This window comes from Clostridium sp. AM29-11AC, assembly GCF_003480545.1.
Taxonomy (GTDB): Bacteria; Bacillota; Clostridia; order Lachnospirales; family Lachnospiraceae; genus Otoolea; species Otoolea saccharolyticum_A.
In genome coordinates this window covers 1-25,491 of the sequence record NZ_QUJI01000021.1, presented here as the reverse complement: position 1 = coordinate 25,491, position 25,491 = coordinate 1, and the positions used below count along the sequence as shown (strand labels likewise).

Annotated in this window: 21 protein-coding genes and 1 pseudogene; 2 read left to right on the top strand and 20 right to left on the bottom strand. The window is 50.6% G+C overall.

Annotated elements, in window-relative coordinates:
- The 9 genes from DW757_RS13795 to DW757_RS13755 form a co-directional block, all read right to left on the bottom strand.
- Nucleotides 1–1,573: GH25 family lysozyme (locus tag DW757_RS13795; protein WP_118752010.1), on the bottom strand; the 1,573-nt coding region annotated here is incomplete at its 3' end.
- A gap of 540 nt (nt 1,574–2,113) precedes the next feature.
- Nucleotides 2,114–3,175: an alpha/beta hydrolase gene (locus tag DW757_RS13790; RefSeq protein ID WP_118751996.1), complete on the bottom strand. Its 1,062-nt coding sequence runs from the start codon at nt 3,173–3,175 to the stop codon at nt 2,114–2,116.
- A 21-nt stretch (nt 3,176–3,196) separates the two neighbouring features.
- Complete coding sequence (locus DW757_RS13785; protein WP_243033703.1) at nt 3,197–3,733, bottom strand: flavodoxin; 537 nt, start codon at nt 3,731–3,733, stop codon at nt 3,197–3,199.
- 40 nt (nt 3,734–3,773) lie between these two features.
- Nucleotides 3,774–4,676: a permease gene (locus tag DW757_RS13780; protein ID WP_118751995.1), complete on the bottom strand. Its 903-nt coding sequence runs from the start codon at nt 4,674–4,676 to the stop codon at nt 3,774–3,776.
- A complete protein-coding gene (locus DW757_RS13775; protein WP_243033701.1) occupies nt 4,669–5,772 on the bottom strand; it encodes a DUF362 domain-containing protein in 1,104 nt (367 codons plus the stop codon). The genes DW757_RS13780 and DW757_RS13775 overlap by 8 nt, the downstream gene beginning before the upstream one ends.
- Before the next feature lie 52 nt (nt 5,773–5,824).
- Nucleotides 5,825–6,385, bottom strand: a complete 561-nt coding sequence (locus tag DW757_RS13770; protein ID WP_118751994.1) for a flavin reductase family protein — start codon at nt 6,383–6,385, stop codon at nt 5,825–5,827.
- 176 nt (nt 6,386–6,561) lie between these two features.
- A complete protein-coding gene (locus DW757_RS13765; protein WP_118751993.1) occupies nt 6,562–7,746 on the bottom strand; it encodes an alpha/beta fold hydrolase in 1,185 nt (394 codons plus the stop codon).
- 120 nt (nt 7,747–7,866) lie between these two features.
- Nucleotides 7,867–8,739: an aldo/keto reductase gene (locus DW757_RS13760; protein WP_118751992.1), complete on the bottom strand. Its 873-nt coding sequence runs from the start codon at nt 8,737–8,739 to the stop codon at nt 7,867–7,869.
- Entirely contained in the window at nt 8,736–9,524 is a 789-nt protein-coding gene (locus DW757_RS13755; protein WP_118751991.1) for an EFR1 family ferrodoxin, read from the bottom strand. Before DW757_RS13755 ends, DW757_RS13760 begins: the two co-directional genes overlap by 4 nt.
- A gap of 193 nt (nt 9,525–9,717) precedes the next feature.
- Here DW757_RS13755 and DW757_RS13750 point away from each other — a divergent pair, with 193 nt between their 5' ends.
- Entirely contained in the window at nt 9,718–10,566 is an 849-nt protein-coding gene (locus DW757_RS13750) for a LysR family transcriptional regulator (RefSeq protein WP_118751990.1), read from the top strand.
- A 248-nt stretch (nt 10,567–10,814) separates the two neighbouring features.
- On the opposite strand, the gene DW757_RS13745 is transcribed toward DW757_RS13750, so the two are convergent.
- On the bottom strand, nt 10,815–11,366 hold the full coding sequence (locus tag DW757_RS13745) for a DUF3795 domain-containing protein (protein ID WP_243033699.1): 552 nt from the start codon (nt 11,364–11,366) through the stop codon (nt 10,815–10,817).
- A gap of 634 nt (nt 11,367–12,000) precedes the next feature.
- On the opposite strand from DW757_RS13745, the gene DW757_RS13740 reads away from it, so the two are divergent.
- The gene (locus tag DW757_RS13740; RefSeq protein WP_008394804.1) at nt 12,001–12,696 is read left to right on the top strand and encodes a hypothetical protein; all 696 of its coding nucleotides are present in this window, start codon (nt 12,001–12,003) and stop codon (nt 12,694–12,696) included.
- A 345-nt stretch (nt 12,697–13,041) separates the two neighbouring features.
- Here DW757_RS13740 and lysS read toward each other — a convergent pair whose 3' ends face one another.
- The 10 genes and pseudogenes from lysS to murB form a co-directional block, all read right to left on the bottom strand.
- Nucleotides 13,042–14,994, bottom strand: a complete 1,953-nt coding sequence (lysS, locus tag DW757_RS13735) for a lysine--tRNA ligase (RefSeq protein WP_118751989.1) — start codon at nt 14,992–14,994, stop codon at nt 13,042–13,044.
- A 25-nt stretch (nt 14,995–15,019) separates the two neighbouring features.
- The gene (gene greA / locus DW757_RS13730; protein WP_008395361.1) at nt 15,020–15,502 is read right to left on the bottom strand and encodes a transcription elongation factor GreA; all 483 of its coding nucleotides are present in this window, start codon (nt 15,500–15,502) and stop codon (nt 15,020–15,022) included.
- A gap of 246 nt (nt 15,503–15,748) precedes the next feature.
- Nucleotides 15,749–16,708, bottom strand: coding sequence for a tRNA dihydrouridine synthase DusB (gene dusB, locus DW757_RS13725; protein ID WP_118751988.1), 960 nt, complete (start codon nt 16,706–16,708; stop codon nt 15,749–15,751).
- 146 nt (nt 16,709–16,854) lie between these two features.
- A pseudogene (locus tag DW757_RS17780) lies at nt 16,855–17,184 on the bottom strand (DUF6145 family protein); the annotation flags it as partial.
- Nucleotides 17,185–17,376: 192 nt separating this feature from the next.
- Nucleotides 17,377–18,351 (bottom strand): 6-phosphofructokinase, encoded by a 975-nt coding sequence (gene pfkA / locus DW757_RS13715; RefSeq protein ID WP_118751986.1) that lies wholly within the window; start codon nt 18,349–18,351, stop codon nt 17,377–17,379.
- A gap of 66 nt (nt 18,352–18,417) precedes the next feature.
- Nucleotides 18,418–21,897: a DNA polymerase III subunit alpha gene (locus tag DW757_RS13710; protein ID WP_118751985.1), complete on the bottom strand. Its 3,480-nt coding sequence runs from the start codon at nt 21,895–21,897 to the stop codon at nt 18,418–18,420.
- Between the two features lie 330 nt (nt 21,898–22,227).
- Nucleotides 22,228–22,482, bottom strand: coding sequence for an HPr family phosphocarrier protein (locus tag DW757_RS13700; RefSeq protein ID WP_015573631.1), 255 nt, complete (start codon nt 22,480–22,482; stop codon nt 22,228–22,230).
- Between the two features lie 34 nt (nt 22,483–22,516).
- Complete coding sequence (gene whiA, locus DW757_RS13695) at nt 22,517–23,476, bottom strand: DNA-binding protein WhiA (RefSeq protein ID WP_087382242.1); 960 nt, start codon at nt 23,474–23,476, stop codon at nt 22,517–22,519.
- A 2-nt stretch (nt 23,477–23,478) separates the two neighbouring features.
- The gene (rapZ, locus tag DW757_RS13690) at nt 23,479–24,360 is read right to left on the bottom strand and encodes an RNase adapter RapZ (RefSeq protein ID WP_008395369.1); all 882 of its coding nucleotides are present in this window, start codon (nt 24,358–24,360) and stop codon (nt 23,479–23,481) included.
- Between the two features lie 3 nt (nt 24,361–24,363).
- Nucleotides 24,364–25,422 (bottom strand): UDP-N-acetylmuramate dehydrogenase, encoded by a 1,059-nt coding sequence (gene murB / locus DW757_RS13685; RefSeq protein ID WP_118751984.1) that lies wholly within the window; start codon nt 25,420–25,422, stop codon nt 24,364–24,366.
- Between the last annotated feature and the right edge of the window lie 69 nt (nt 25,423–25,491).

The following is a 25,491-nucleotide window of genomic DNA, read 5'->3' as shown; positions in this document are numbered from 1 at the left end:
CCATGCGCCCGTCTGTTCCGAGATAGTACCGGCCTCCGTCAATATCCTGCCAGCCCGTCGCCATGCGCCCGTCTGTTCCGAGATAGTACCGGCCTCCGTCAATATCCTGCCAGCCCGTCGCCATGCGCCCGTCTGTTCCAAGATAATACCGGCTTCCGTCAATATCCTGCCAGCCTGAAAGCATGGCTCCCGAACTGTTCAGATAATAGCGTGCCCCGTCGATATCCTGCCAGCCTGTAAGCATAGCCCCGGAACCGTTCAGATAGTAGCGGGACCCGCCGATGTCCTGCCAGCCTGTGAGCATCCGTCCCTCGCCGTCCAGATAATACCAGCTTTCTCTCACCTGCTGCCAGTCTGTCCTTCTCTTTCCGTCTTCGCCCAGATAGTACCAGGTTCCGTCAAGCTGCTGCCAGCCCGTCTGCATGGCACCGGAAGCGTTCAGATAATAGCGTGCTCCGTCGATATCCTGCCAGCCCGAAAGCATGGCTCCCGAGGAGTTCAGATAATAGCGCTTTCCGTCGATGTCCTGCCAGCCTGTCTGCATATGGCCCTCGCTGTCCATATAGTACCAGGTTCCGCCCACGTCCTGCCAGCCTGTGGTCATACGGCCGGAACTGTTAAAATAGTAATAGTTCTGGTCAAGCTCTCTCCAGCCTTCAGCCATCCTTCCGTCCGGCTCCTCCAGATAGTAGGTTCCGTCATGAAATTCCTGCCAGCCCTTGGCCGGGTTTCCCGAGCTGTTCATGTAATACCAGCCATTGCCATCGTGAATCCAGGCGTCCTTCTGCATCACATAATTCTGATAGTAATACCTGTTTTGGCCAATCTCTCTCCACGTGTCAGCCGGAATAACAGAGGAGTAATCCTTAAACTGGAAATCGATATCCACATTTCCGGCAATGCCGTTTACAGAGCCAGTGTTTGTGGCCTGCCAGATCGCCGGACTGTCATAAGTATACATCACATTGTACCGGGCAACCCACACATCATAATCGAGGGAATCCCTGTCAATTTTATTGTTCAGCCAGTACTCGTTGGCATAAACCATGGGATGATAGCCGGCATCCTCAATCTTTTTGCAGAACGCATTGATAATCTGGCTGACCTGCTCCGGTGGAAGTGTACCCAGCGTTCCCGCATCCTCCGCATCGAAGGCAATCGGGTAGGAAATCGGATAGTCCTTCACCAGCTCCAGAATAAAATCAGCCTCCTGCTCCGCCATCTCCACGCTGGTGGCGTAGGAGTAGATATAGGCTCCCAGCTCCACACCGGCTGCATAGGCTGCGTCTGCATTTTTCCTGAAATTGGGATCTACCTCTCCCTTGTATCTGGTTCCCAGCATAACGAAATCCACATCGTCAGCAGCTACCTGGTTCCAGTCCACATCCTGCTGCCAGTGAGATACGTCAATTCCTCTTCGGAATACGCCTGTGATCGGGGAGCCGTCAGGCATCTCATACACATTTCCGGAGCGCTCCCAGGCAGCCGCATAAGCCGTCAGCGGCTGAAGCCACACAGAGGCTCCCAGAATCCCGGCCATCGTCAGAGCCGCGAAAGGTAATTTTTTCTTCATACGTTTCTTCTCCTTTGCGGGGCTTTATCGCTGGTAAAGCCCTGTTTCAAAATCTCAATCCTTAAAATTTCAGTCTTCAAAATCTAGGCCTCTGTACCTCTGATTCTTCCTTCTGCTTTTAAGGCATCTTCCCTTGCTTTGTTTCCGTCTTTGATCCGCTGCTGTGTTTTCAGCCTGCTGCATGGCAGAATTTCTCCTGTCTCACCCTGCCATTTATGACCAATTTCGACAATTTGATACAGTAATAGTCTACCAGATCTGCCCCAGCACCCGTCAAGAGGAAAATCTTAAAATTTTCATAAAGGTTTTAACAGTTTCGTCATTTTTATTGCAGAAAAGTTACATTTTTATAAATTCCCGCTGTGGAAACTAAGAGTTAAATCTGCACGGACAGGCTCAGGCAGGCCGCTCCTGTTTCAGCCGCAGGCGGCCTGGAAAGCCCGGAATAATATCCGAAAGGGCGGTCCCGTCAGAAGCGGAGGAAAATTCGCAAAAAAACAGGGAAGTACGGAGCCTGAAACTGCCATACTTCCCTGTTTTCTACATTCGCCTCTCCCAGAAGGCGATGGCGCGGTTAATCCACCCTTCTGCTGTGGTTCCTTCTCCCAGTCCAAAGCCGTGGGGCAGTCCCTCAAACACCTGGATTTCGGCGTCCGTCCCCTGCTCTTTGATCCTGCTTATCCGGTCTTCCATAATGCGGTAAGATGCAATGCCGTCCCTGGTTCCCACGCAGTTATAGGTCGGCGGCTCATTTCCGGTTACCTCAGACAGGCCCGTGTACTGCATAATCACGGCAGCCGGGCGGGGATACTCCTGTTCTCCGAAGCTTTGAGTTCCATAGGAGCCAAGCCACGCCGCCATTCTTGCGCCGGCAGAACCGCCCCACAGAGAGTAATCCGCCATATCAATTTCCAGTTCCTCTGCGTGATTATGGAGAAAAGCAATGGCGCGAGCCAGATCCTCACAGGCAGTCTGCGCACCGGGACGATAGATCAGCGCAAAGGCATTGTAGCCGTTTTTCGACAACTCCAGCGCATGGGGAAAACTGTCCTGCATGGCTCCTACATAGACAAAGCCTCCTCCCGCGCTGCAGATTGCCGTCTTGCCGCCCGGCTCTCCGCGGAAGAAAAACAGGCCGGTATTTTCCTTTTGGGGATCCTGTGCTTTTTCCTCTTCCGTGTAGATGTCAAAAAAGATCTGACTGCCGGAGGCGGCCTGCTCTCCCAGATAATTTACGATCTCCACGGTCTTATCCGGATTTACATCGCTGTACCAGGGGAGAATGCTTTCCACATGTTCCAAAGTCAGGTCATCCGGAATGGTCTGATCCACCGGAAAAATCAGCCGTCCATATTCTCCAAATACAGGGGACTGAGTTACATCCTGCACCTTTGTATTTCTGTCTGCAGGGGTAAATCCCGTATCCTCCCCTTCCGCTCCATCCGGTTCTCCAAAAGCCTCTGTTCCTGTGCTTTCCATGGAGGTCTCTGTCTGCCCGCCTTCTCCTCTGCTCTGGCCGGAAGAAACCGAGCCGCAGGCACGCAGAGAAGCCGCCAGCACTGCGCCGATCATCAGCATCTTACATTTTCTTCTTGTCTTCATGTTCCGCCCTCTCGCCTAAAATTAGTTCCGAAGTCCCTGAAGCCAGCTGCTCACTTCTTCTGCCACACTCTCTGTTTCTTCTGCCACAGTGCTTTGACTTATGGTAAAACCATCTGTGATAACCTGAGCATCCGGTTCTAATTCCTGAATGGTTTCCACAGTATCAGAAAGCCGGCTGCCATTATGAACATCAAAGGGAATGAGTGTTTTTCCCGAGAAATCATATTCATCAAAGAAGCTGTACATCACCTGGGGAAGATCATACCACCACAGGGGATAGCCAATAAAAACCGTGTCATAATCATCCAGATTCTCAATGTGAGAGGTCAGTTCCGGCCTCACATCTTCTTCCTGCTCAGAAGAGGCATAGTCGATTAATTCATCAATATCTCCGGGATAATCCACCGACGTCTGAATCGAGAACAGATCTGCGCCGGCATTTGATGTATCTGCTGTATTTGAGCTATCTGACGAGCTATCTGACGTATCAGATGTGCAGGCTGTGAGCCCAAGTACCAGTGAGAGCGCTGCGGCAGCAGCTATTTTTCGCTTCATCATTTGCTGATTCCTTTCATTTTTACTTTTTATCGATACCCTGTTATACCACCAGATTTACAGTCAAACCGGTAATAAAAGAAAATGCCATAACAAAAACAAGGTAAAGGACAAAGTTTTTCGCGCCCAGGACAATTTTTAACGCTCCGAGATTGGTAATCTTTGTAGATGGACCTGTAATCATAAAAGCTGCGGCGCTCCCCATGCTCATCCCGTCGGCAAGCCACGCCTGCAAAAGAGGGATCGTACCGCCTCCGCAGGCATATAACGGCACCCCTATCGTCGCCGCCATCAAAACGCCGAACGCTTCGTTCCCGCCAAAAAAGGCTGTCATGAAATCTTCCGGTACATAGCGCTGAAAAACTGCGGAAAGAAAAATACCAAAGAGAAAATACAGGCCGGTGGCCCGAATATTTCTCCCGATATTCTTTGCCAGCCGCAAAAACAGATTGGGATCGGTGTCATGACTGGGGGGCTCGTCAAAACCATCGAACTTAAAGAAGGCTTTCCCTCTGAAGAAGAGATGGAGCAGAAGGCCGGCAGCGATTCCGCAGAAGAAGCAGGATACAATCCGGACTATAAGGGCAGTGGTTCCAAGTGCCGTGCTGTAAACGATCAGCTGCGGATTCAAAAGAATGGAACACATCATGAAGGACGCCAGCCATTCATCGCGCATTCCGCTTCTGGAAAAGGAGGCAGCCAGAGGGATTGTCCCATACATGCAGAGAGGGGAGGCGATTCCCAGCAGACTGGCAGGCACAATTCCCGCAAGCCCCAGTCTGCCGGCTCCCATAGCCCGAAAAAAACCGTGAATTTTGTCCTTCAAAAAGACGGATACACAGGAGCCGAGGAAAATCCCCAGCACCCAGTATCCGAAAATCTGTCTGAACTGTATGTCAAAGTAATACCAGAGGTAGACAAATTCACGATGAAGAGACTCAATCATCAATATTTACCAGTCGGTAGCTTCTGCTTCCCAGGCCGATTTCCTCTCCGTGTTCCAGGACGTGAATGGCATTGCGGGACTCCATTCTCTCAATCAGGGAAGCGGTATCGTCTTTAGAAGCATAGACCAGATCTACGCACGCCTGGTCCAGGGCCACCGGATCGGCTGAGGCTAGTATTCCGATATCGTGCATATCCGGTTCTGCCGGATTTTCATTGCAGTCACAGTCCACCGACAGGTGATTCATGACGCTGATATAAAGAATATTTCCATCCAGGGCATCCACCACGGATTTTCCAGCCTCGGCCATGCTCTTCGTAAAGGGAGCCTGCTCACCGCCCCAGGGGCTGGTACGGCTCTCACCCGCTGTGTGGATCAGGCATTTTCCCTCCTGGGAGCCCAGCCCGATGGAAATATTTTTAATGGCTCCTCCAAAGCCGGCCATAGCGTGACCCTTAAAGTGGGACAGAACCAGATAGCCGTCGTACTCCGGAAAATGGGCTCCCACCAGGTTTTCCGAAAGACGTGTCCCACCCTCCACCGGAAGGCTCACCGAACCATTTTCATCCAGAACCACAAAATCGGCGATGGCGGTAAAACCGTGATCCTCCGCCACCTGGTAATGCATGGCGGTGCTGGCTCTCTGACCGCCGTAGGCTGTGTTATTTTCCGCAATGGTTCCGTTCACCTGATGCACCAGATCTGCGATTAAATCCGGATCCAGGTAATTGCTGGCAGGCGGCTCACCCGTGGAGAGCTTCACTGCGATATGTTCTCCGGTGAGCCCCTCGCCAAGAGCTGCATAGGAATCCAGCATGGCCTGCGGGCTGATTTCTGAGGTATAGTAGACTGCCGATTCAGAATCTTCCGTCTGATGCTCCAGGGAAGAAAGCGCGATCGTCTCTCCGCCGTTGGTGATAATACTTTCCTCTCCGGCAGTTTTGGCTGCCGCAGTTTCAGCCTCGGATTCTGCTGAAATCTCCTGTACTGTTTCTGTCTGAGCTGAGCTGTTTTTCTGTGCGCTACTTCCACACCCGGACAGCAATGCAGAAATTACAGCCACTCCCATGGTCCCGTATAAAAATCTGTTTCTCATTTTGCCTCCTTTTTCGAGTGCACACTGTCGTTTTGAGTCCCCGGGGCGCGTATTACTTCAGCTTTCCGCCGTCCTGGAAGGCATTTCCTACCCGTTCCCCAAGCCTGTAATATCCATGATGTACTATGTCGTAGGTAATCGGGAAGAAGAGATCCAGGCTGATTTCTCCATCTTCTCCAAGTACCCTCTCATCTACACTGACATTTTTGATCCGGCCCAGGTATTTGCTTCCATCGATCACATCCACCAGTTCACATTCCAGCGTAACCGGAAGTTCATTGATGATCGGCGCATTGACAAACTCGCTTTTTGTGGTGGTGAATCCTGCTTTTTCCATTTTGTTGGGTTCAGTACTGCCGGACACAATTCCCACATAATCGCAGGCCACCATATGCTCTGCATCTGCCGCGCTCACCGTAAAGGCCTTTGTTTTCATCAGATTCTCTGTAGTTTTGTGATGAGAAAGATCAATCATAATCTCATCTGCGCCCACAATGCCGCCCCATGCAGCATTCATGGCATTTGCTTTTCCGTTTTCATCATAGGTTCCGATAATCAGAACCGGCTGTGGAAATAAATATGGTTTTGCTCCGAAATTTTTTCTTGCTGACATAATGTTCTCCTCCTGCTTATTATCAGATTATTTTAAACGCCGTATCTTAAGGCTCCGTCTGTTTGGCCGCTTGTAAGAGAGCAGAAGGACCTCTGCCAGGCGGTGTCCGGTATAGGCCCTTCTGAAAGTATTTTTCGTCCGCCAGCGGCTGCAGATATGAATGAATTAATTGCAGATTAATTTAATCCTCTCTCTGCCAGCCAGCTTTCTATATGTTCCGCGATCTCCTGATTATTCATCTCCTGGAACATAAAATGGCTGTTTCCGGTAATGCCCTCCTTAGGCAAATCTACAACGGTGCAGTCACCGCCGTCTGCATTATATGCCTCGGCAAATTCAAATGCAGCGTCTTTTACCTCTTTCCAGAAACCGGTTGACTGGATATCCTGCGGGCCATTATCAATATAGTCTCCAAAATAAATGACAATCGGAATCTTCGCATCCAGAAGCTTCTGATAGGTTTCAGAACCGATTTCCGGCGTTCCGCCCGGCTCGATGGCAACAATCGCAGAGACATGCTCCATTGGCGTAGACCAGCCGACTCTGCCGCCCTGGGAATGAGTAATGTAGATGGCCTTGTCTCCTGTCATCTCATACACATCATTCATCACTTCCCCTAAAGCTGCGGCATCTACTGCCTCATCGTAAGAACCCGTATTGGGTGTCATCTGACGGAAAAACTGATTCTGAGCTTCCTCTCCCTCCGGGAACTGAGAGCCCTCATACCGCTCCGGCGCAACCCGGCCGATTCTGAAGTGGGTGTACCACGCCTGGTCGCCCGGCATGTATTCCTTGGAATCCTCTGACCAGGTATCGATATTATCCGCAGTCATGGCCGCTGTGGAACCTGCCTCACCGCGTCTTGGCTGGTCTACCAGAAAAGCGCTGTGACCGTTTTTCAGGAAAATATCTGACCATCCCTCTCTTCCATCAGGAGTGGTCATCCACCCCATCCTGGACTGTCCATATCCATGAAGGTAGACAATCGGATTTCCGTTGTCATTGGCCGGAATCTGATAGAGCACATTGGCGTGGTCCACATGAGCCGTATTTCCCGCTCTTGTTAAGTCCAGCCAGTTGGTTGTCTCATCAAACTCCCCTTCCACCGGCTCTGTCACAGTACCTCCGGAGGAGAACATACCCTGCCTGGCGATCACCAGCGCTCCTTCCGGAACGGCTGCCATCTCCTCTGAAGTATCTTCCTCTCCGTCTGCAGCCCTGGCATCCGTCTCTGCCGCTGTTTCTTCTGCAGCCGCTGTTGCCGCAGCCGTCGCAGCCGTGGTGCCGCTATTGGCGCAGCCAGTCATGAGCATCATTGCCGCCATAACAGCCGCCATCCGTTTCCATCCCTGTTTTCTCATCGTCAGCTGAAACCTCCTCGTTAGAATTCATTTCTATCACTTTACAGCCGCCTTCGGCTTAAAGCCATGGGGGACTCCCCATTTTTTCGCTTATTTTATGGACGAAACTCTGATCGCTTTTTACGCGTGAACCTTCATCCCGCAGAGCATTTTCACAAAAGCCGGATCATCATGGTTTACAATCTCGCTGTGCCCCAGATCTTTGGAGGCGAGCTGTTCCATCTCCTCATCGGTCAGCTGGAAATCCCAGATATCGATATTCTGCTCCATCCGCTCCACATGTACCGACTTAGGGATAATGGAAACGCCGCGCTGAGCATTCCAGCGAAGCACTACCTGAGCTGCGCTCTTGCCATATTTCTCCCCGATCTTTGTAAGCTCCGGGTCTGTGAAGATTCCATGCTTTCCTTCAGCTAAGGGGCCCCATGCCTGAGGAATCACCCCATATGCCTTCATATTTTCCAGAGCTTCTTTCTGGACAAAGAAGGGGTGGAGCTCCACCTGATTAACCGCCGGAATCACCTCCACATTCTCGCAGAGATTGGCAAGGATGGCCGGATAGAAGTTTGCCACGCCGATGGCCTTTGTCAGGCCGTCCTTATAGGCTTTTTCGATTCCGCGGTAAGCGGCAAAGTAATCTCCCATAGGCTGGTGAAGCAAAATAAGATCCACATAAGACATATTTAACTTTGCCAGGGAAGCCTTAACAGCCTCGTAAGCAGTCTCCTCTGTTTTCTGGTCCTGAACCCATACCTTGGTGGTGATAAACAGCTCCTCTCTTGTAATGAGACCATCCGCGATGGCTCTGGCCACTCCTTTTCCAACCGCCTCTTCGTTCATATAGGCGGCAGCGGTGTCCAGAAGGCGATAGCCCGTTTTGACTGCATTGTATACAACCTCCTCACACTGGGCTGCGTCGGGAATCTGGAATACGCCAAAGCCCTCCAAAGGCATCTTTGCTCCTGTGTTCAGTGTTAAAAATTCCATGTTCATTTCCTCCTATTCATTTCCTGATTCATTTGGTTGTTGGCGTCAATAATCTCGCAGATACTGACATTTTCATTGCGGTATCTGGCTTTCGGATTCTTCTCCGGCATGGTCAGATGGATGGCCGCCATGGGGCAGGCATGGATGCAGGCCATGCAGCTGATGCAGCCCGCTGGCTTCCAGATGCTTTTCTGTCCCTCCAGATGAAAACATCCCTTTGGACATACCTTCTGGCAGATTCCGCATCCGATGCACTCGTCTGTAATCTGATACATATGGGAGAGGGCATCAGGCGGTGTTTTTGCGGCAAAATCAAGATAGGCCTGGTGTATGGCCCGATCTTTCTCTGTCACAGGGGAAATAAAGTGTATTTTCTCTGCAATGTCCTTTTTGATCCGTCCCAGCTGCACATCCACCTGTTTGTCAATCATCCGCTCCTCATCCATATCAAAGGCAGGCAGGAAATTATCGACCATCAGAATCACATTGATATAAGCAGGCTGGATGCCCTGGGCCCGGACAAATTTCTCTGCCAGCTCGGAAGCGCCTCCGTGAAGACAGCCATAGGTGAGCAAAATATAGAAATACTCTGTCTCAAAGCGGGAAGCCTTCAAAAACTCCTTTACCAGCTCCGGCATTTCATGGCCGAATACCGGACACACGATTCCTATCCTCTCTGCCCGGTAGACCTTTTCATTGTCATGGACTGCCTGGGCAATGCTGACCGGACGGGGTTCCAGCTGCTTGGCCACATAAAGACTGTTTCCAGTTGCGGTAAAGTAGAAAACCATATTGCCTTGTATCCCTCCGTTCTGAATTGATTTGCAGGAGAATCTGCTTCATGCTATAATTACAGTTAATCATTTAAAAACGTATCTTGAAGTTTTTTCTCTTTTCACACATATAATAGTCTTTTAATAGGAAAACGTACAATGCCAATGGCGTATAAGACTATAAATTAAATTTATACTGAAGGAGGGGTTTATGATCGAACTTTATGAATTGCGCCAGTTTGCAGCCTTTGCCGGCTGCGGAACACTGTCTGATGCGGCAAAACTGCTGCATCTCTCCCAGCCGGCGCTGAGCAGAAATATGAAAAAGCTGGAGGAAGAACTGGGAGTTACACTGTTTACCCGCACAAAAAACCGGCTGGAGCTCAATGAAAACGGGAAGTATGCTCTGCAGCTGATTCAGAAGATTATGGATGATGCCGATTCCCTCCCCGTAAAGATACGAGAGTTCGACCGCAAAAACCGTACCCTTACTATTGGGGTCTGCTCTCCCGCCCCCATATGGATTCTTACCCCGTTTATTTATAACCAGTATCCTCACATGACAATTCAGACGGAAATGGCGGATGAAGAAGTGCTCTTGGAGGGACTCAGAAACCATACGTATCATCTGGCTGTGCTGCAGAAGTCACCGGAAGATCCTCAGCTTTTTTCCAGAGAGTGCGGCAGAGAATCCCTGATGTTTGCCCTGCCCAGAGGCCATCGTTTCGGAAGGAGAAAGAGTCTGTCGTTTGCGGAAATGAACGGAGAAAATATGCTTTTAATGTCAAACATTGGGTTCTGGAATTTCGTGCGGACAGAAAAGATGCCGGACTCACGTTTTCTGACTCAGGATGACCGCTTTAATTTCAGCGAGCTGCTCAAAGCTTCCTCCCTGCCTGCCTTCACCTCCGACCTGGCAGAAAAGTATATCGAGGCCGATACAAACCGCATTCATGTGCCTATCTCGGATCCGGAGGCGGCTGTGACCTATTATCTGGTCTGCAGGAAAGAGGAGCGGAAGGAATTTCATAGCCTGTTTTCCTCCCTGAAGACAGTTTAAACTGCTGCATTGCCGGTTGCCAGACTGCTGCTAACTGTTGGGGCTTCATGACGCTTTGTTTGAAAGATGGAAGGAACTGGAGCTCTCTTTCGGGGATGGCAGGGAAGCTAAAGGTCCTCATCTGGAAATACTTTTTAAGCTGCCGTAACCGGAGGGAGAATCTGTTCAGCCAATGACGGCCTCCCTCCCATAAAACGGTATTTTTTATATCGATCCTTACAAAAGATTTCGCTAGTTTTGTATAATTCTTAACAAATTCTGCTTTCACGCTTTTTATATAAAATAATCTCCGGCTCTGCTCCGTTGCAGCCATATTCGCACACAAGAATGTAATTTCTATCGGCAACAACTCCATAACACCTTTCCTTGCCGGATATTTCAATTTGATTTCCTAAATAAACGTTGTTATCTTTCAGCAATTTTACTGTTTTCCCGTTTGCAAGAGGATATTCCAGATTCACAAAGAATCCGTTTAACAGATTGAGGTCGTTTACCTCAACCCCTTTGATTCCAAGCCCGTTAATCTCTGAAATCAGGTTCTCCTTGAAACGCAGAAATTCATCTTTTCCGCCTTGCTCGATACATTCGGCGACAATACAATTTCCGCCAAAAGGATGCCCCTTTACATTCTGACAGCTGCCGCATTCCTCCCGGCGGCTGCACCTGCTGCAGCAGTTTGTACCACAAAGTTCATGCATATATATCTCTCCCCATACCAATTTTCTGATTTCATTATACTTAAAAGCCATGCGCAATTCAACTGCAGAAAGCGAGGTTGCAACTCTCCCAAACAATTGCATCCAAACGGCTTATTCTCCGGGAAGAATACCCTCGAATTATGCCAAAAAGTAGAATACCATTTGACAGAGGGATGAGAGTCCCTCATTCCCATTCTGGACGGCATGGGTAAATCGGGAGACAAGAACAGATTTCCCGGAAAAGCATGACGAAGTATTCTCAGGCGTCTTATCATAAATGAAGTAAATAGGTTAGTAGACTATAGCCATTATGCATCCTGAATATTCTAAAGCAAAATTAAGATATTTCTTAAGAATTCTTAAAACCGAGCATGTTGTCTTTTCTTTTTAATAGCCCTATGATATACTGTCGAAACCTGTTAAGCATTTGCAGATAGAGAATCAGTAATCACATTACACGAAGTATTCGACAATCAACAAAATGTTTTGCTTTTTCAGGATTTCCGTCTTTAACAGGATATTGAAGACAGCCGGTTTTTGCGTATCGGTACAGTTCCTGCAAGACAATTTATCAACGGAAGGAGGCTATAAGGAACCAATCGAATGACCATATCACCAGGTCAAAAGAATATTCAGCTATATGTAGCTTATCAAGAAATTAATACCCAGGTGCGGAATTAATAAAAGCACACCATACCATAACAGGTATGTGCAAATCTATTACATAGGAGGATATATGAAATTACGCAATTATTTAGTACTCTCTCTCTGCCTTCTGGCTTTATCCGGCTGCAGCAGCAGCCCACAGGAAACAACTGCTGCATTTGCAGAAACCGCTGCGGTTGAAGAAACAAGCAGCGAGGCAGCTATGGAGGCGGTTCAGGAAACAGCCGCGCAGACAGCTTCAGAGGTAAGCCCCGAAACAACCGCTTCGGCAGCTGCAAAGGCAGTCCAGCAGACTACTGCTGCAGCCACGAAGGCTGTTGTGCAGACCACAGCCGCAGCAGCTACAGCGGCTGCTCAGACAGAAAGTAAGACAGTTTCTCAATCCAACGTGGATTTGAAGAGCCTGACGGATATGGTGGGAAAATCGGACTCTGAAGTAACTGCACTCCTGGGTCAGGGAGAGGAAGTGAGGAACGAAGCAGGACTTATTCTGGATCGTACCTACGCACTCTCGATCCTGGGGGAAAATGCAAACGTCTCCCTGACCTTCAACTTATATCAGGAAGGTTCCAATATTCTGGAACAGGCAGTTATCAGCTTAGGACAGTCTGATATCAAAGAATACGCAAAAACACTGACTCAGTTGTTCGGCGAACCGACAGAAACCTATGAAAAATCCTATTTCTTTGCTTCCGGCAGCAAAACCTTAGTCCTGGCCGATCCCTACGGCGACGGCGCTTACATCGAAATATCTTTGGGTGAATAGATTTAAAACACCATTACCATATCGTTTTCTTTCACTGTCAGCAGGCCTTTCCTGCTGGCAGTTTTATCTTTCCGGAAAACTTCACATATTACAGGAACTCATCTATATGAACCGGAAAGTGCACCTTTGGCTCAGCGCCTGCTTTCCTTTAATTGATAATGATAAATGAAAAAGGACACCTCTCTAACGTTTTTTAGAAAAGTGTCCTATTCCGTCCTTAATACAGTTTGATATTATTCTGTATCTAATTTAAAATCTCTGATTAGTGTTCTCTGACCGCTTAAATTTATCGTACCCTTATAGCACAGTTATATTTGGGAACGAAAACGATTGTTTTCAGCCGCTTTAGTACAGCTTCGCACCTGCCGGAATCACGTCGTCCAGCATCAGAAGATTCAGTCCCTCATGTCCGTCATACTCATACACAGCGGAAATCAGCATTCCCTCGGAGTCAATGCCCATCATCTTTCTGGCAGGCAGGTTGGTGATGGCCACGCAGGTCTTTCCAACCAGCTCCTCCGGCTCATAGTACTCATGAATTCCGCTTAAGATTGTGCGTCTGCGCTCTGTTCCGTCATTCAGAGTGAACTTCAGGAGCTTCTTTGACTTCGGAACTGCCTCGCAGGCCTCAATCTTCACTACCCTGAAATCAGACTTTGCGAAGGTCTCAAAGTCCACGAAATCCTCAAATAACGGCTCAATCTTAACCTTGGAAAGGTCAAGCTGCGGCTGAGCTGCAGATACGCCGGCAAATGCGGAAGGTGCCTGGGCTTCTGCCGCCTGCACTGTCCTGCCCTCGCCTTTCTTTGCATCCAGTGACTTCATCGTCGGGAACAGCAGCACATCTCTGATAGCGTAGGAGTTGGTCAGCAGCATAACGAACCGATCGATGCCGATTCCAAGGCCTCCTGTCGGCGGCATGCCGATCATCAGGGCGTTGATGAAGTCCTCGTCCATGGAGCAGGCCTCGTCGTCTCCTGCTGCCTTTAAAGCCTCCTGGGCTAAAAATCTCTCCCTCTGATCAATCGGATCATTTAACTCAGAGTAAGCATTTGCAAACTCCCTGCGGGTAATGTAGAGCTCAAAGCGCTCTGTATACTCCGGATCCTGAGGCTTTCTCTTGGAAAGCGGGGAAATATCTACCGGGTGATCGGTGACGAAGGTAGGCTGAACCAGCTTATCCTCCACGTACTCCTCAAAGAACAGGTTCAGGATGTCGCCCTTCTTGTGGCGGGCCTCAAACTGGATGTTATGCTCCCTGGCAGCTGCCTTTGCCTCCTCGTCTGTGTGGATCTCCCTAAAGTCCACGCCGCTGTACTGCTTCACGGCATCGATCATGGTGATGCGGGCAAAGGGCTTCTCCAGATCGATGATCTCACCGTCGTACTCTACCTGAAGGGTTCCCAGCACCTTTCTGGCTACCTCACGGAACATGGTCTCTGTCAGCTCCATCATTCCCTCATAGTTGGTGAATGCCTGGTAAACCTCCAGAAGGGTAAACTCCGGATTGTGCTTTGTATCTGTTCCCTCGTTTCTGAATACACGTCCGATCTCGTAAACGCGCTCCATTCCTCCGACGATCAGTCTCTTTAAGTAGAGCTCAAGGGAAATTCTTAAATTCACATCCTCGTCCAGAGCGTTGAAATGAGTCTGGAACGGTCTTGCGTTGGCGCCGCCTGCATTGGCTACGAGAACCGGTGTCTCCACCTCCATGAAGTTCCTGCCGTCCAGGAAATTCCTGATCTCCTTTACAATCTGGGAGCGCTTGATAAAGGTATCCTTTACCTCCGGATTCATGATCAGATCCACATATCTCTGACGGTAGCGCATGTCTGTGTTTGTCAGGCCGTGGAACTTCTCCGGAAGGATCTGAAGGCTCTTGGAGAGCAGCTCAACACTTTTTGCATGGATAGAAATTTCACCTGTCTTAGTCTTGAACACCACTCCGCGGATACCGATAATATCGCCGATATCCAGCTTCTTGAAATCCTTGTAGGCCTCCTCGCCGATATCATCCCTTGCAACGTAAGACTGGATATTTCCCTGCAAATCCTGGAGGTTGCAGAAGGACGCCTTTCCCATGACACGCTTGGACATCATTCGTCCTGCCAGGGATACCTCTTTGCCCTCCATCTCCTCGTAGTTTTCCTTTACTTCCATGCTGTGCGCTGTCACATCGTACTTCGTGATCTGGAACGGATCCCTGCCACTCTCGCAAAGCTCGGAAAGCTTCTCACGGCGCACCTTTAATAAATGGTTTAACTCCTGCTCTTCTCTGTTGTTCTGCTGCTCTGCCACTGTCTTCACTCCTTTGTGCGGTTATTTATGATACTCTCTGGATCTCCAGCACCTTGTACTGGATCATTCCTGCCTGTGTCTCCACATCCACTACGTCGCCCACCTTCTTGCCAAGCAGCGCATGGCCCACCGGCGACTCGTTGGAAATCTTGTTCTGAAGGCTGTTTGCCTCTGTGGAGCCCACAATCTTGAACTCCATCTCCTCATCCTCCTCCACATCGAGGAGCTTTACGCGGCAGCCGATGTTGATCTTCTCAAGGTCAATCTCCTCCTCAACAACAACCTCCGCATTTTTTAAGAGCTTTTCCAGCTGCTCAATCCTTGCCTCAATATCTCTCTGCTCATCCTTAGCAGCATCGTACTCTGCGTTCTCAGACAGGTCGCCCTGCTCTCTCGCTTCCTTGATTTTCTGGGCGATCTCCTGGCGCTTGTTCACCTTTAAATCCTGCAGCTCGTCCTCGTACTGCTTTAAGCCTGTGTAAGTGAGAATGTGTTTCTTATCTGCCATGATACTTTCCTTCCTTTCGGATACATTTTATAGGGAAATCATCCCTTCTATTCCTGTGCCGCACCTTACTTTGGCACCTGTTTTTCTCTTTTTCTCTATTCTTTATTCTGCAACGCAATATTATAACTGAATTGACCGGCGATGTCAAGAATAGATCCCCCTGAACGCTCATATTTACAGGGTTTTCGGGGTGTCACAAAAGTACCGAAAGAGGGCTTGACGCGCCGCCTCCGTTCTCTGCATTTTCTACATCCGCTCCAGCACCAGCTCCGCAAGCTCCTCCATGGTTTCCACCAGGTTGATTTCATTTCGGAGGGCCGCCGAATGGGGGTATCCGGCCGTGTACCAGGATACATGCTTTCTCATCTCCCGCATGGCCGTATACTCGCCCTTAAATGCGACGAGCAGCTCTGCATGGCGCAGGATCATCTGCTTTACTTCCTCCGGCCCCTGCTTTGGCAGCACCTCCCCTGTTTTCAGGTAATGGTCAATCCTGCTGAAAATCCACGGATTTCCCTTGGCTCCTCTGGCCACCATCACCCCGTCGCAGCCGGTTTCCTCCATCATTCTCCCGGCATCCTGGGGTGTGAAAATATCCCCGTTTCCGATAACCGGAATTCTCACTGCCTCCTTCACCTGACGGATAATGTCCCAGTCAGCCTTTCCGGAATAAAACTGTTCCCTGGTTCTCCCATGGACTGCCACAGCCGCCGCTCCGCTCTGCTCCGCCATCTTTGCAAACTCCACGGCATTGACGCTCTCATCGTTAAACCCTTTTCGGAACTTGACTGTCACAGGCTTCTTCAGCTTTCTCGTCATGGCCGAGAGGATCTCTCCTGCCAGCTTCGGATTTTTCATCAGGGCTGAGCCCTCCCCGTTGTTCACAATCTTCGGAACCGGGCAGCCCATATTGACGTCAATGATATCATAAGGCCCTTCCTCCAGCATCAGGGCCATCTCACTCATGATCTCCGGATCAGAGCCAAAAAGCTGGACTGCCACAGGCCGTTCCTCCGGCTTCGTCTCCAGAAGGGGCTTCGTATTTCTGTTCTTGTAGAGAAGAGCCTTGGCGCTGACCATCTCCGTGCACATCAGGCCGCATCCCTGCTCTCTGCAGAGGATGCGAAAGGGCAGATCCGTCACTCCCGCCATGGGTGCCAGGGCCACCGGGCTGTCAAGCTCCACATTTCCGATTTTCAGCTTCATCTGTCCTGCCCTTTCCCGCTCTCCTGCGTCCTCTCTTCCTGAAGCCCGGCCCTCTCCTTCTCCTTTCTGGTCTCCGGCTCCTCTATTCCTTCCTTTCCGGCCTTCTCTGCCGCCTCCATCTCCTCAGCCTTCTTCAGAAGCTTTGCAATTTTCTCCCCGTCCTCGCGGATGAATACACGGTAGTAGAGTTCCAGTGATTCCAGCAGCTCTCTCTTTTCCCTCTGATACTGCTTGATTTTCAGCGCGCTTCCGATCTCGTCAAACAGATAGTCCGTATCAGCAGATGCCACCTTAAACTGGAGCTCTCCCTCCGGCGTAAATTCCAGTGTCAGCACGCCTCCCACGTCCTCCGTAAACATGACGCACATAATCTGAAGCTCCTCCTTCACTGCTTCAGGAAGGCCCTTGAATTTTTCGTTAAAATAGTATTTTTCCACATAGGAGTTGGCTCCGCAGAGCACCATAGTTTCTTCCATCTTCCTCTGTCATCCCCTTTCTCTTCTTTTGCCTTATCTGCTCCGGTTCGCCGCTTTGGGGCTCCGAAGCCTCTTATATGTCTTCGCCTCTCCTGTCCGTACAAAAAGACACCAGGACGTCTCTCCACGTCCTGATGTCTCTTTCTGAACTGTCATCTTTTCTCTTTCCGAAGGGCGGCTTTCTGCCTGCCTTTAGCGAACCAGCATCTTGCTGATATTGTACTGCTCCTCGGAAATATCCTTCTTCATGTTCAGAGCCTCCTGAATGTCATAGTCCACATACTCTCCGTTCTTATATGCCACTACCCGGTTGCTCTTTCCGGCGCACAGAAGCTCCACAGCCTTGGCGCCCATGATGGATGCGTATACTCTGTCCTTGCAGGTAGGCGCTCCGCCTCTCTGCATGTAGCCAAGGATGGTAGCCCTTGTCTCGATTCCTGTGGCAGCCTCAATTCTTCTCGCCATGGAAGCAGAGTGTCCGATTCCCTCGGCATTGATGATAATGTGATGCTTCTTGCCGCGCTTGCGGTTCTCGATAATGCGGCTGATAAGCTCCTGCTCATTGCCGTCATATCTCTCCGGAAGCAGAATGTCCTCCGCTCCGTTTGCAAGACCGCACCAGAGGGCGATGTATCCGGCGTTGCGGCCCATTACCTCGATGATGCTGCAGCGCTCATGGGATGTGGATGTATCGCGCACGCGGTCGATGGCATCCATGGCCGTATTCACTGCGGTGTCAAAGCCGATGGTATAGTCCGTGCAGGCAATATCCAGATCAATGGTTCCCGGAAGGCCCACTGTGTTGATGCCCAGGGCAGACAGCTTTCCGGCTCCCTTAAAGGAACCGTCTCCTCCGATTACCACAAGGCCGTCGATGCCGTGCTTGCGGCAGATCTCCGCGCCCTTCTGCTGGCCCTCAGCAGTGGTAAACTCAGGGCATCTGGCTGTGTACAGCACTGTGCCTCCGCGACCGATAATATCGGCAACGCTGAGTCCGTTCATATCCACAATCTCCTCCTGGAGAAGTCCGGCGTATCCCCTCATAATACCCTTTACCTTCAGCCCCTTGTTGATTGCTGTTCTGACTACCGCGCGGATTGCCGCATTCATTCCCGGTGCGTCGCCGCCGCTGGTGAGAACGCCGATTGTCTTAACTTCTTTTGCCATCTTCCTCTACCTCCATTTGCTACATCTATCAAAACACAAATGTTTCTGTATTTTATCGTGTCCATTCTAATTCATTTTCCCTATCTTTTCAATAGTTTTTTCCACGACTCTGATATTTTTTTCACCAAGTTTTGCAGAAAGGTTCCTGAGCAGGGTTTCGTCGGCGCTCACATTCCAGTTGGCCGGAAGCACCTTTTTCGCCCGCTCTGCCTCGAGATAAATCACAACCTGGTCATGACCCTCGCTGAGCTGGAGCATTTCGAGAAGCTCCTGCTCCGCCCCGAAATAGGCCTCCTTGTTTGGATATTTCAGCCAGATCTCCTTCGGCACCATGGAAAATGGGATAATTCTTTCACAAATCACCTTTCCCACCGGATCGTCTCCGATGGAAACTCTTCCCTGGACAAATACCTTTTCATCCACAATCAGGAGATCCCTCTTTTTCTCATAATCCTTCGGAAAGATCAGCACCTCCACGGTTCCCGCCAGATCCTCCACGGTGATAAAAGCCATCATCTTATTCTGTCTGGTAGTTTTGACCGTTTTTTCCGTAATCATGCCTCCGATTGTCACATAGGAGCCGTCTCTCACCTTGGCATGTCCCTCCTCCTCGTCTACGATAAAGTCCGAGGAGACGGCGGTGACGTTCTTTTTCCAGAGGTCCATGTACTCCTCCAGGGGATGACCGCTGACGTACACGCCCAGCATCTCTTTCTCAAAGGCCAGAAGCTCCTCCTTGGTGTACTCTCCCACATCCGGAAATGTGATCTGGAACTGCTCCTTCTCTTCCTCCTCCACAAAGTCGAACAGAGACATCTGCCCCTCCATGGAATTTTTCTTTTCTTTGTTTTTCTGCTCCAGAAGGGCGGCCGACACCAGGAATTTCTGTTTTCTTGTGCCGGGAAGACTGTCGAGGGCTCCCGATTTGATAAAGCTCTCGATGGTCCTCTTATTTACCTCCTTATTGCTCATCCGGTCAATAAAGTCTGCCAGGGATACAAAGGGCCCTCTCTCTGTTCTCTCTTTTACAATCTCATCCACCACAGTCTGCCCGATGCTCTTGAGCGCCGACAGGCCGTAGCGGATAGCGCCGTTTGATACGGAGAAGCCTCCCTCCCCCTCATTGATGTCGGGGGGCATGATTTTCATCCCCATCTGGCGACAGGTGAGAATATACTCGGAAACCTTGGACACATTATCCTTCACGGATGTCATAAGGGCCGCCATAAACTCCACCGGATAGTAATACTTCAGATACGCTGTCTGGTAAGAAACCACCGCATAGGCCGCGGCGTGGGACTTGTTGAAGGCGTATTTTGCAAAGTCGATCATCTCGTCGTAGATGGTGTTGGCCGTCTTTTCATCAATTCCGTTTGCGATGCAGCCCTTCACTCCCTCCTCCGGATTTCCGTAGACGAAGTTCTGGCGCTCCTTTTCCATAACAGCCGCCTTCTTCTTTGACATGGCGCGGCGTACCAGGTCGCTTCGTCCCAGGGTGTAGCCGGCCAGATCCCGCACGATCTGCATTACCTGCTCCTGATAGACGATACAGCCGTAGGTGGGGCTCAGAATAGGCTCCAGCTGAGGGCAGTCGTAGGTGATGGAGGCCCTGTCGTTCTTTCCCTTCAGATACTTGGGGATAAAATCCATAGGACCCGGGCGGTACAGGGAGATTCCGGCGATAATGTCCTCCAGATTCTCCGGCTTCAGCTCCTTCATGAAGCTCTTCATTCCGCTGCTCTCCAGCTGGAACACACCGTCATTCTTCCCCGTTCCCAGAGATTCCAGCACCGCCTTGTCATTATAGTCAATCTTGTTTAAGTCGATTTTAATATGGTGTGTCTTTTCCGCCTGGCGCACGGCATTCTGAATCACCGTGAGGGTGCGAAGCCCCAGAAAGTCCATCTTTAAAAGCCCCAGCTCCTCCAGGGTAGTCATGGTAAACTGGGTGGTGATGGAGCCGTCTGCAGCCCTGGAGAGAGGCACGTACTCATCTACCTTATTCCGGCTGATCACGACACCGGCCGCATGCATGGACGTATGTCTGGGAAGTCCCTCGAGCCTTCGGCTCATGTCGATCAGATACTTGATCTCCGGATCGCTGTCATAGGCCTCCCGAAGCTCCGGTGTCTTTAAAGCCTTGTCAAGGGTCATGCCCAGATCGCCCGGTATCATCTTGGCCACTGCGTCGCACTTTGCATAGGGCATGTCGAGCACTCTTCCCACGTCCCTGACCACACCCTTGGCTGCCAGGGTACCGAAGGTGACAATCTGAACCACCCGGTCCCTGCCGTACTTCTGAACCACATAGTCGATGACCTCCTGGCGCCTTTCAAAGCAGAAGTCTATATCAATATCCGGCATAGACACCCTCTCCGGGTTCAGAAAGCGCTCAAAAAGCAGGTTGTAGCGGATGGGATCAATGTCTGTAATCCTGAGGCAGTAGGACACAATGCTTCCAGCCGCAGAGCCCCGCCCCGGCCCCACCATAATATCGTGGGAGCGGGCAAAGTGAATGAAGTCCCAGACAATGAGGAAATAGTCCACATACCCCATGGACTGAATTACAGACAGCTCATAGTCAAGCCTCTTTCTCAGAGTGCCATCGTCGTCCGGGTACCGTGTCCGGAATCCCTCCTCGCACAGCTCATTTAAGTATTCCCAGGAGGTCTTTCCTCCCGGCACGTCGAACTGGGGGATCTTCGTGACGCCAAATTCAATCTCCACATTGCAGCGCTCTGCAATTTTATGGGTATTCTCAAGGGCTTCCAGGGCATATGGGAAGATACTCTTCATCTCCTCCTCGGACTTGAGATAATACTGGCCTCCCTCATAGCGCATCCGGTTCTCGTCTGCCACCTTTTTCCCCGTCTGGATGCAGAGCAGAATGTCATGAGATTTCTCGTCCTCCCTGTAGATATAGTGGCAGTCATTGGTGGCCACGAGAGGGATGCCCGTGTCCTGACTCATGCGCAGAAGTCCCTGGTTTACGGTTTTCTGCAGGGGGATTCCGTGATCCTGAAGCTCCAGGAAGAAGTTTCCCTCCCCGAAAATGCTCTGGTACCTGAGAGCCGCCTTTTTTCCCTCCTCGTACATGCCGCGGGCCAGATTTCTCTGCACCTCACCTGCCAGACACGCAGAAAGGCAGATAAGTCCCCTGCTGTACCTTTCCAGAGTCTCAAAGTCCACCCTGGGCTTGTAGTAGAATCCCTCCACAAAGCCCGTGGACACAATTTTCATCAGGTTCTGATAGCCCTCATTGTTCTCTGCAAGCAGAATCAGATGATAGTACTTATCTTCTCCCGCGCCGATCTCCCGGTCGAACCTGGAGCCCGGGGCGACGTAGATCTCGCAGCCCAGAACAGGCTTAATTCCGGCTTCCCTGGCGGCGCGGTAAAAGTCAATCACTCCGTACATGACGCCGTGATCGGTGATTGCCAGACTGTCCATGCCCAGCTCCTTCGCCCTCGCCACTAGTTCCTTTATCTTGGACGACGCGTCCAGCAGGCTGTATTCTGTATGCACATGAAGATGTGTAAAAGCCATGTATTCTCCTTTTCTTCTATTCTCTCTTTTATCTCTTTCTTCTATTTCTTCTATAAATCTGTCTCTTGAATCTATCTTTTGAACGATACCTTGGTTCTGATTTGGGTTTTCCATGTCCCATGACGATAGTGTATCACAAAAATCCTCTTTTGGCGACCTCTATCCTCCCCCGGCCTGCAAAATTGCGGTGCCCTCTGTGGGGCAGCTTCTCTGCCTTCCGTCTGCTTCCCGTCCGGGCAAAAACAGACAAAAAAAGAGGGAAACAGCTGACCTGCTCCCTCCGTGTCCATCTATATCTTGTCTTTCCACAGCAGCCGGACATACAGCTTCCTACTGTGCAGACAGGTATCTCTCGATATTTTCGATCGCCAGCTCCTCATCGCTTCCGTCTGCTGTGACAGTCACCTTTTCGCCTACCGGAAGTACAAGGGACATCATTCCCATAATGCTCTTGGCATTTACCTTTTTATTTGCGTATTCCATATAAATACGGCTTTCATACTGACTCGCCACCTGTACCAGCATGGCAACCGGGCGCGCCTCCAGACCTGATGCCAGTTCGATAGTGATTTCCTTACTTCTCATAACTTTCCTCCTCATTCTTTTAAGGAACAATTCCCTACTGCTGTTCTCTCTGCCCCCGCAGGTTTTCAGCAATGGCGCTGACCTTTCTCAGCCGGTGGTTGACTCCTGATTTTCCCACTGGCGGACTGAGGGCTTCTCCAAGTTCCTTCAAAGTTGCATCTGGCCGTTCCAATCTCGCCTGGGCGATCTCAGCTAGTGATTCAGGCAGATAGTCCAGTCCGACTGTGTCCCTGATATACTCAATATCTTCCAGCTGCTTGACGGCAGCGGACACTGTCTTATTAATATTGGCAGTTTCACAGTTGACCTGGCGGTTCACACTGTTTCTCATCTCCTTGAGAATTCTGATGTTCTCAAGCTCCATCAGAGCTACAGGAGCCTCCATGACACTGAGGATCTCCACGATCTGACTGCCCTCTTTAATATATACCACATAATACTTCTTCCTGACAACTATTTTTGCCTCAATGGAAAAAGTCGCTATGATTTCCTTCAGCTGCTCCGCCTTCTCCATGGACGCGCAGACAATCTCAAAATGATAAAATTTTTCCGGATCACTGATAGATCCAGCGGCTAGAAAGGCCCCCCGGATAAAGGCTCTCCGACAGCAGGAATTCTGGATGATCAGGTTTTTGACAACAGACATGTTCTCATACACGTCCCCGTCCTCGCAGAGAAGCCGGGCCGCCTGCAGCACTCTCACCGCATCCTCATTTTTCCTGACTGCCACTGTATACGTTCTGTTTTTTTTCAAAAATGCATTCCTGCGGATTGCCACATCCGCTCTAATATTAAATGCTTTTTTCAGTAAAGTAAAGTATTTTCTTGCAACAGCCACATTTTCCGTATGGATCCGTATGGTGTAGCTGTTGTCCTCCGTAATATGAACCTTCCCGCACAGGCTCAGAATAGCCGCTGTCTCCGCTATCTGGCAGTGTCTGGCAGGGCTCACCTGCCTAGACAGCTCCTCTTTCACATGTGAAGAAAAAGACAAATCTAACCCTCCTGCTTTCTCCTGCTGTCCTTCTCAATGTCTCTGTGCTCAATCTTAAGACCTATATCCTCCTCAGAGGAAAGCCTCTCATAGAGCTGATTGGCGATGGTGACAGAGCGGTGCTTTCCTCCGGTACATCCCACCGCGATGACAAGCTGGTTCTTTCCCTCCTCCACATAGTGGGGAAGGAGAAAGACAACCATATCGTAGAGCTTTTTCAGGAATTCCTCTGCAAGCCCTCCGCCCATGACAAACTCCTGTACCTTTGCCTCATTGCCCGTGTGGTTTTTCAGCTCATCCACATAGTAGGGGTTGGGCAGAAAGCGCACATCAAACACCAGATCCGCATCCACCGGTATGCCGTACTTAAAACCGAAGCTGAGCACGGTCACAAACAGACTCCTGTAATCCTCATTGGACACAAAGATTTTTTCCAGCTCCATCCGAAGCTCCTTAGTCAGGAGCATACTGGTATCCAGGATATAGTCGGCCTTCTTTTTCAGGAAAGCCACCCTCCTTCGCTCCCTCTCAATCCCCCGGTCAATCCGCTCCAGGCCTGCCAGGGGATGGCTTCTCCTGGTTTCCTTATACCGCTTGATGAGAACCTCGTCGCTGGCGTCCAGAAACAGGATTTCATAGGAAAATCCCTTCTGATCCCATTCCTTCAAAACGGCTCCCAGCTCTTCCAGAGATTCCCCGCTTCTAATGTCAATTCCCAGGGCCGCCCGGCTGTGTTCTCCTCTTCCAGCGCTTATCAGCTCCGCAAACTTTCCCACCAGCTGGATCGGAAGGTTATCCACACAGTAAAATCCCATATCCTCAAGCATTTTAAGGGCTGCCGTCTTTCCGGCTCCGCTCATTCCCGTTACGATGACAAGACGCATAATCTACTCCTTCTCTGCACCGTCTGCCTCCTGCCTGCCCCTGAAAAGCTCCTGCTGTCTGTTTTCATTTTCAAAGCCCAGAAACTTTACCTCGGGCTCAAGGCAAACGCCTGACGTCTCCCATACTCTCTTCTGTACTTCCTCTATCAGTGCTCTTATATCCTCCGGTGTGGCCTGATTTCTGTTGATGACAAAGCCGGCATGCTTTTCAGAAACCTGGGCTCCTCCCACAGAGTACCCCTTAAGCCCTGCATCCTGGATGAGCTTTCCTGCAAAATAGCCCTCCGGCCTTTTAAATGTGCTTCCCGCGCTGGGGTATTCAAGGGGCTGCTTTTCCCGCCTGGCTGCGGAAAGCTCTTCCATCCTGGCCCGTATCTTTCCTTCCTCCCCTTTTCTGAGAGTCAGCCTTGCAGAGAGGACGGTCAGTCCCCTCTCCGGAACACAGCTGTGGCGGTAGGACAGGGCAAGCTCTTGTGCAGGAAGCTCGCGGATCTGCCCCTCCCTCTCCATCACCCGTACAGAGCTCAGAATGTCCTTCATCTCGCCGCCGTAGGCCCCGGCGTTCATCACCACGGCCCCTCCCAGGGTTCCGGGGATTCCCGCTGCGAACTCAAAGCCTGTAAGCCCGTTTTCCATAGCCAGACGTCCGATTCGGGAGAGAAGAATCCCGGCTCCGGCGCAGACAGTCACGCTGCCGTCCTCCGCAGTCCGGAGGGGAAGCCTCCCTCCTGCTGCCTGGCCTTTATTTCCGTCCTTCTCGCAGACGGCATCCCTCTCTTTTTCCAGGCTGCAGCCAAGGAACTCTCCCTCCAGCTTAATCATTACCCCGTCATAGCCCCTGCTGCCCACCAGAAGGTTGCTTCCGTTTCCCAGAAGATAAAATGGTATCCCCAGCTCCCTGCACAGAAGCGTCACACGCCGCAGCGCTGCCTCATTCTGCACAGCCGCAAAAAATGCGGCCTTTCCTCCTGTCCGGAAGGTCGTGTGGGCAGCCATGGGCTCGTCTGCCCTTACGGCCTCTCCCCCTGCTGCCTCACAGAGACTCTCATAAAAATCACGCATAAGCTGTCTTTATCCTCGTATTATATAGTAGTAGTGTTTATAGACCCTCTCCAAGGTCTGTATGCTATA

Coding starts and splice junctions, on each gene's coding strand:
- DW757_RS13765 (WP_118751993.1), bottom strand. CDS start 7,746: ATGAGAAAACAGGGATGGAAACGGATGGCGGCTGTTATGGCGGCAATG.
- DW757_RS13700 (WP_015573631.1), bottom strand. CDS start 22,482: ATGAGAAGTAAGGAAATCACTATCGAACTGGCATCAGGTCTGGAGGCG.
- greA (WP_008395361.1), bottom strand. CDS start 15,502: ATGGCAGATAAGAAACACATTCTCACTTACACAGGCTTAAAGCAGTAC.
- DW757_RS13785 (WP_243033703.1), bottom strand. CDS start 3,733: ATGATGAAGCGAAAAATAGCTGCTGCCGCAGCGCTCTCACTGGTACTT.
- DW757_RS13745 (WP_243033699.1), bottom strand. CDS start 11,366: ATGCAATTGTTTGGGAGAGTTGCAACCTCGCTTTCTGCAGTTGAATTG.
- DW757_RS13780 (WP_118751995.1), bottom strand. CDS start 4,676: ATGATTGAGTCTCTTCATCGTGAATTTGTCTACCTCTGGTATTACTTT.
- DW757_RS13760 (WP_118751992.1), bottom strand. CDS start 8,739: ATGAACATGGAATTTTTAACACTGAACACAGGAGCAAAGATGCCTTTG.
- pfkA (WP_118751986.1), bottom strand. CDS start 18,351: ATGGCAAAAGAAGTTAAGACAATCGGCGTTCTCACCAGCGGCGGCGAC.
- DW757_RS13740 (WP_008394804.1), top strand. CDS start 12,001: ATGAAATTACGCAATTATTTAGTACTCTCTCTCTGCCTTCTGGCTTTA.
- rapZ (WP_008395369.1), bottom strand. CDS start 24,360: ATGCGTCTTGTCATCGTAACGGGAATGAGCGGAGCCGGAAAGACGGCA.
- DW757_RS13770 (WP_118751994.1), bottom strand. CDS start 6,385: ATGTCAGCAAGAAAAAATTTCGGAGCAAAACCATATTTATTTCCACAG.
- DW757_RS13790 (WP_118751996.1), bottom strand. CDS start 3,175: ATGAAGACAAGAAGAAAATGTAAGATGCTGATGATCGGCGCAGTGCTG.
- DW757_RS13755 (WP_118751991.1), bottom strand. CDS start 9,524: ATGGTTTTCTACTTTACCGCAACTGGAAACAGTCTTTATGTGGCCAAG.
- DW757_RS13750 (WP_118751990.1), top strand. CDS start 9,718: ATGATCGAACTTTATGAATTGCGCCAGTTTGCAGCCTTTGCCGGCTGC.
- murB (WP_118751984.1), bottom strand. CDS start 25,422: ATGCGTGATTTTTATGAGAGTCTCTGTGAGGCAGCAGGGGGAGAGGCC.
- DW757_RS13710 (WP_118751985.1), bottom strand. CDS start 21,897: ATGGCTTTTACACATCTTCATGTGCATACAGAATACAGCCTGCTGGAC.
- DW757_RS13775 (WP_243033701.1), bottom strand. CDS start 5,772: ATGAGAAACAGATTTTTATACGGGACCATGGGAGTGGCTGTAATTTCT.
- dusB (WP_118751988.1), bottom strand. CDS start 16,708: ATGAAGCTGAAAATCGGAAATGTGGAGCTTGACAGCCCGGTGGCCCTG.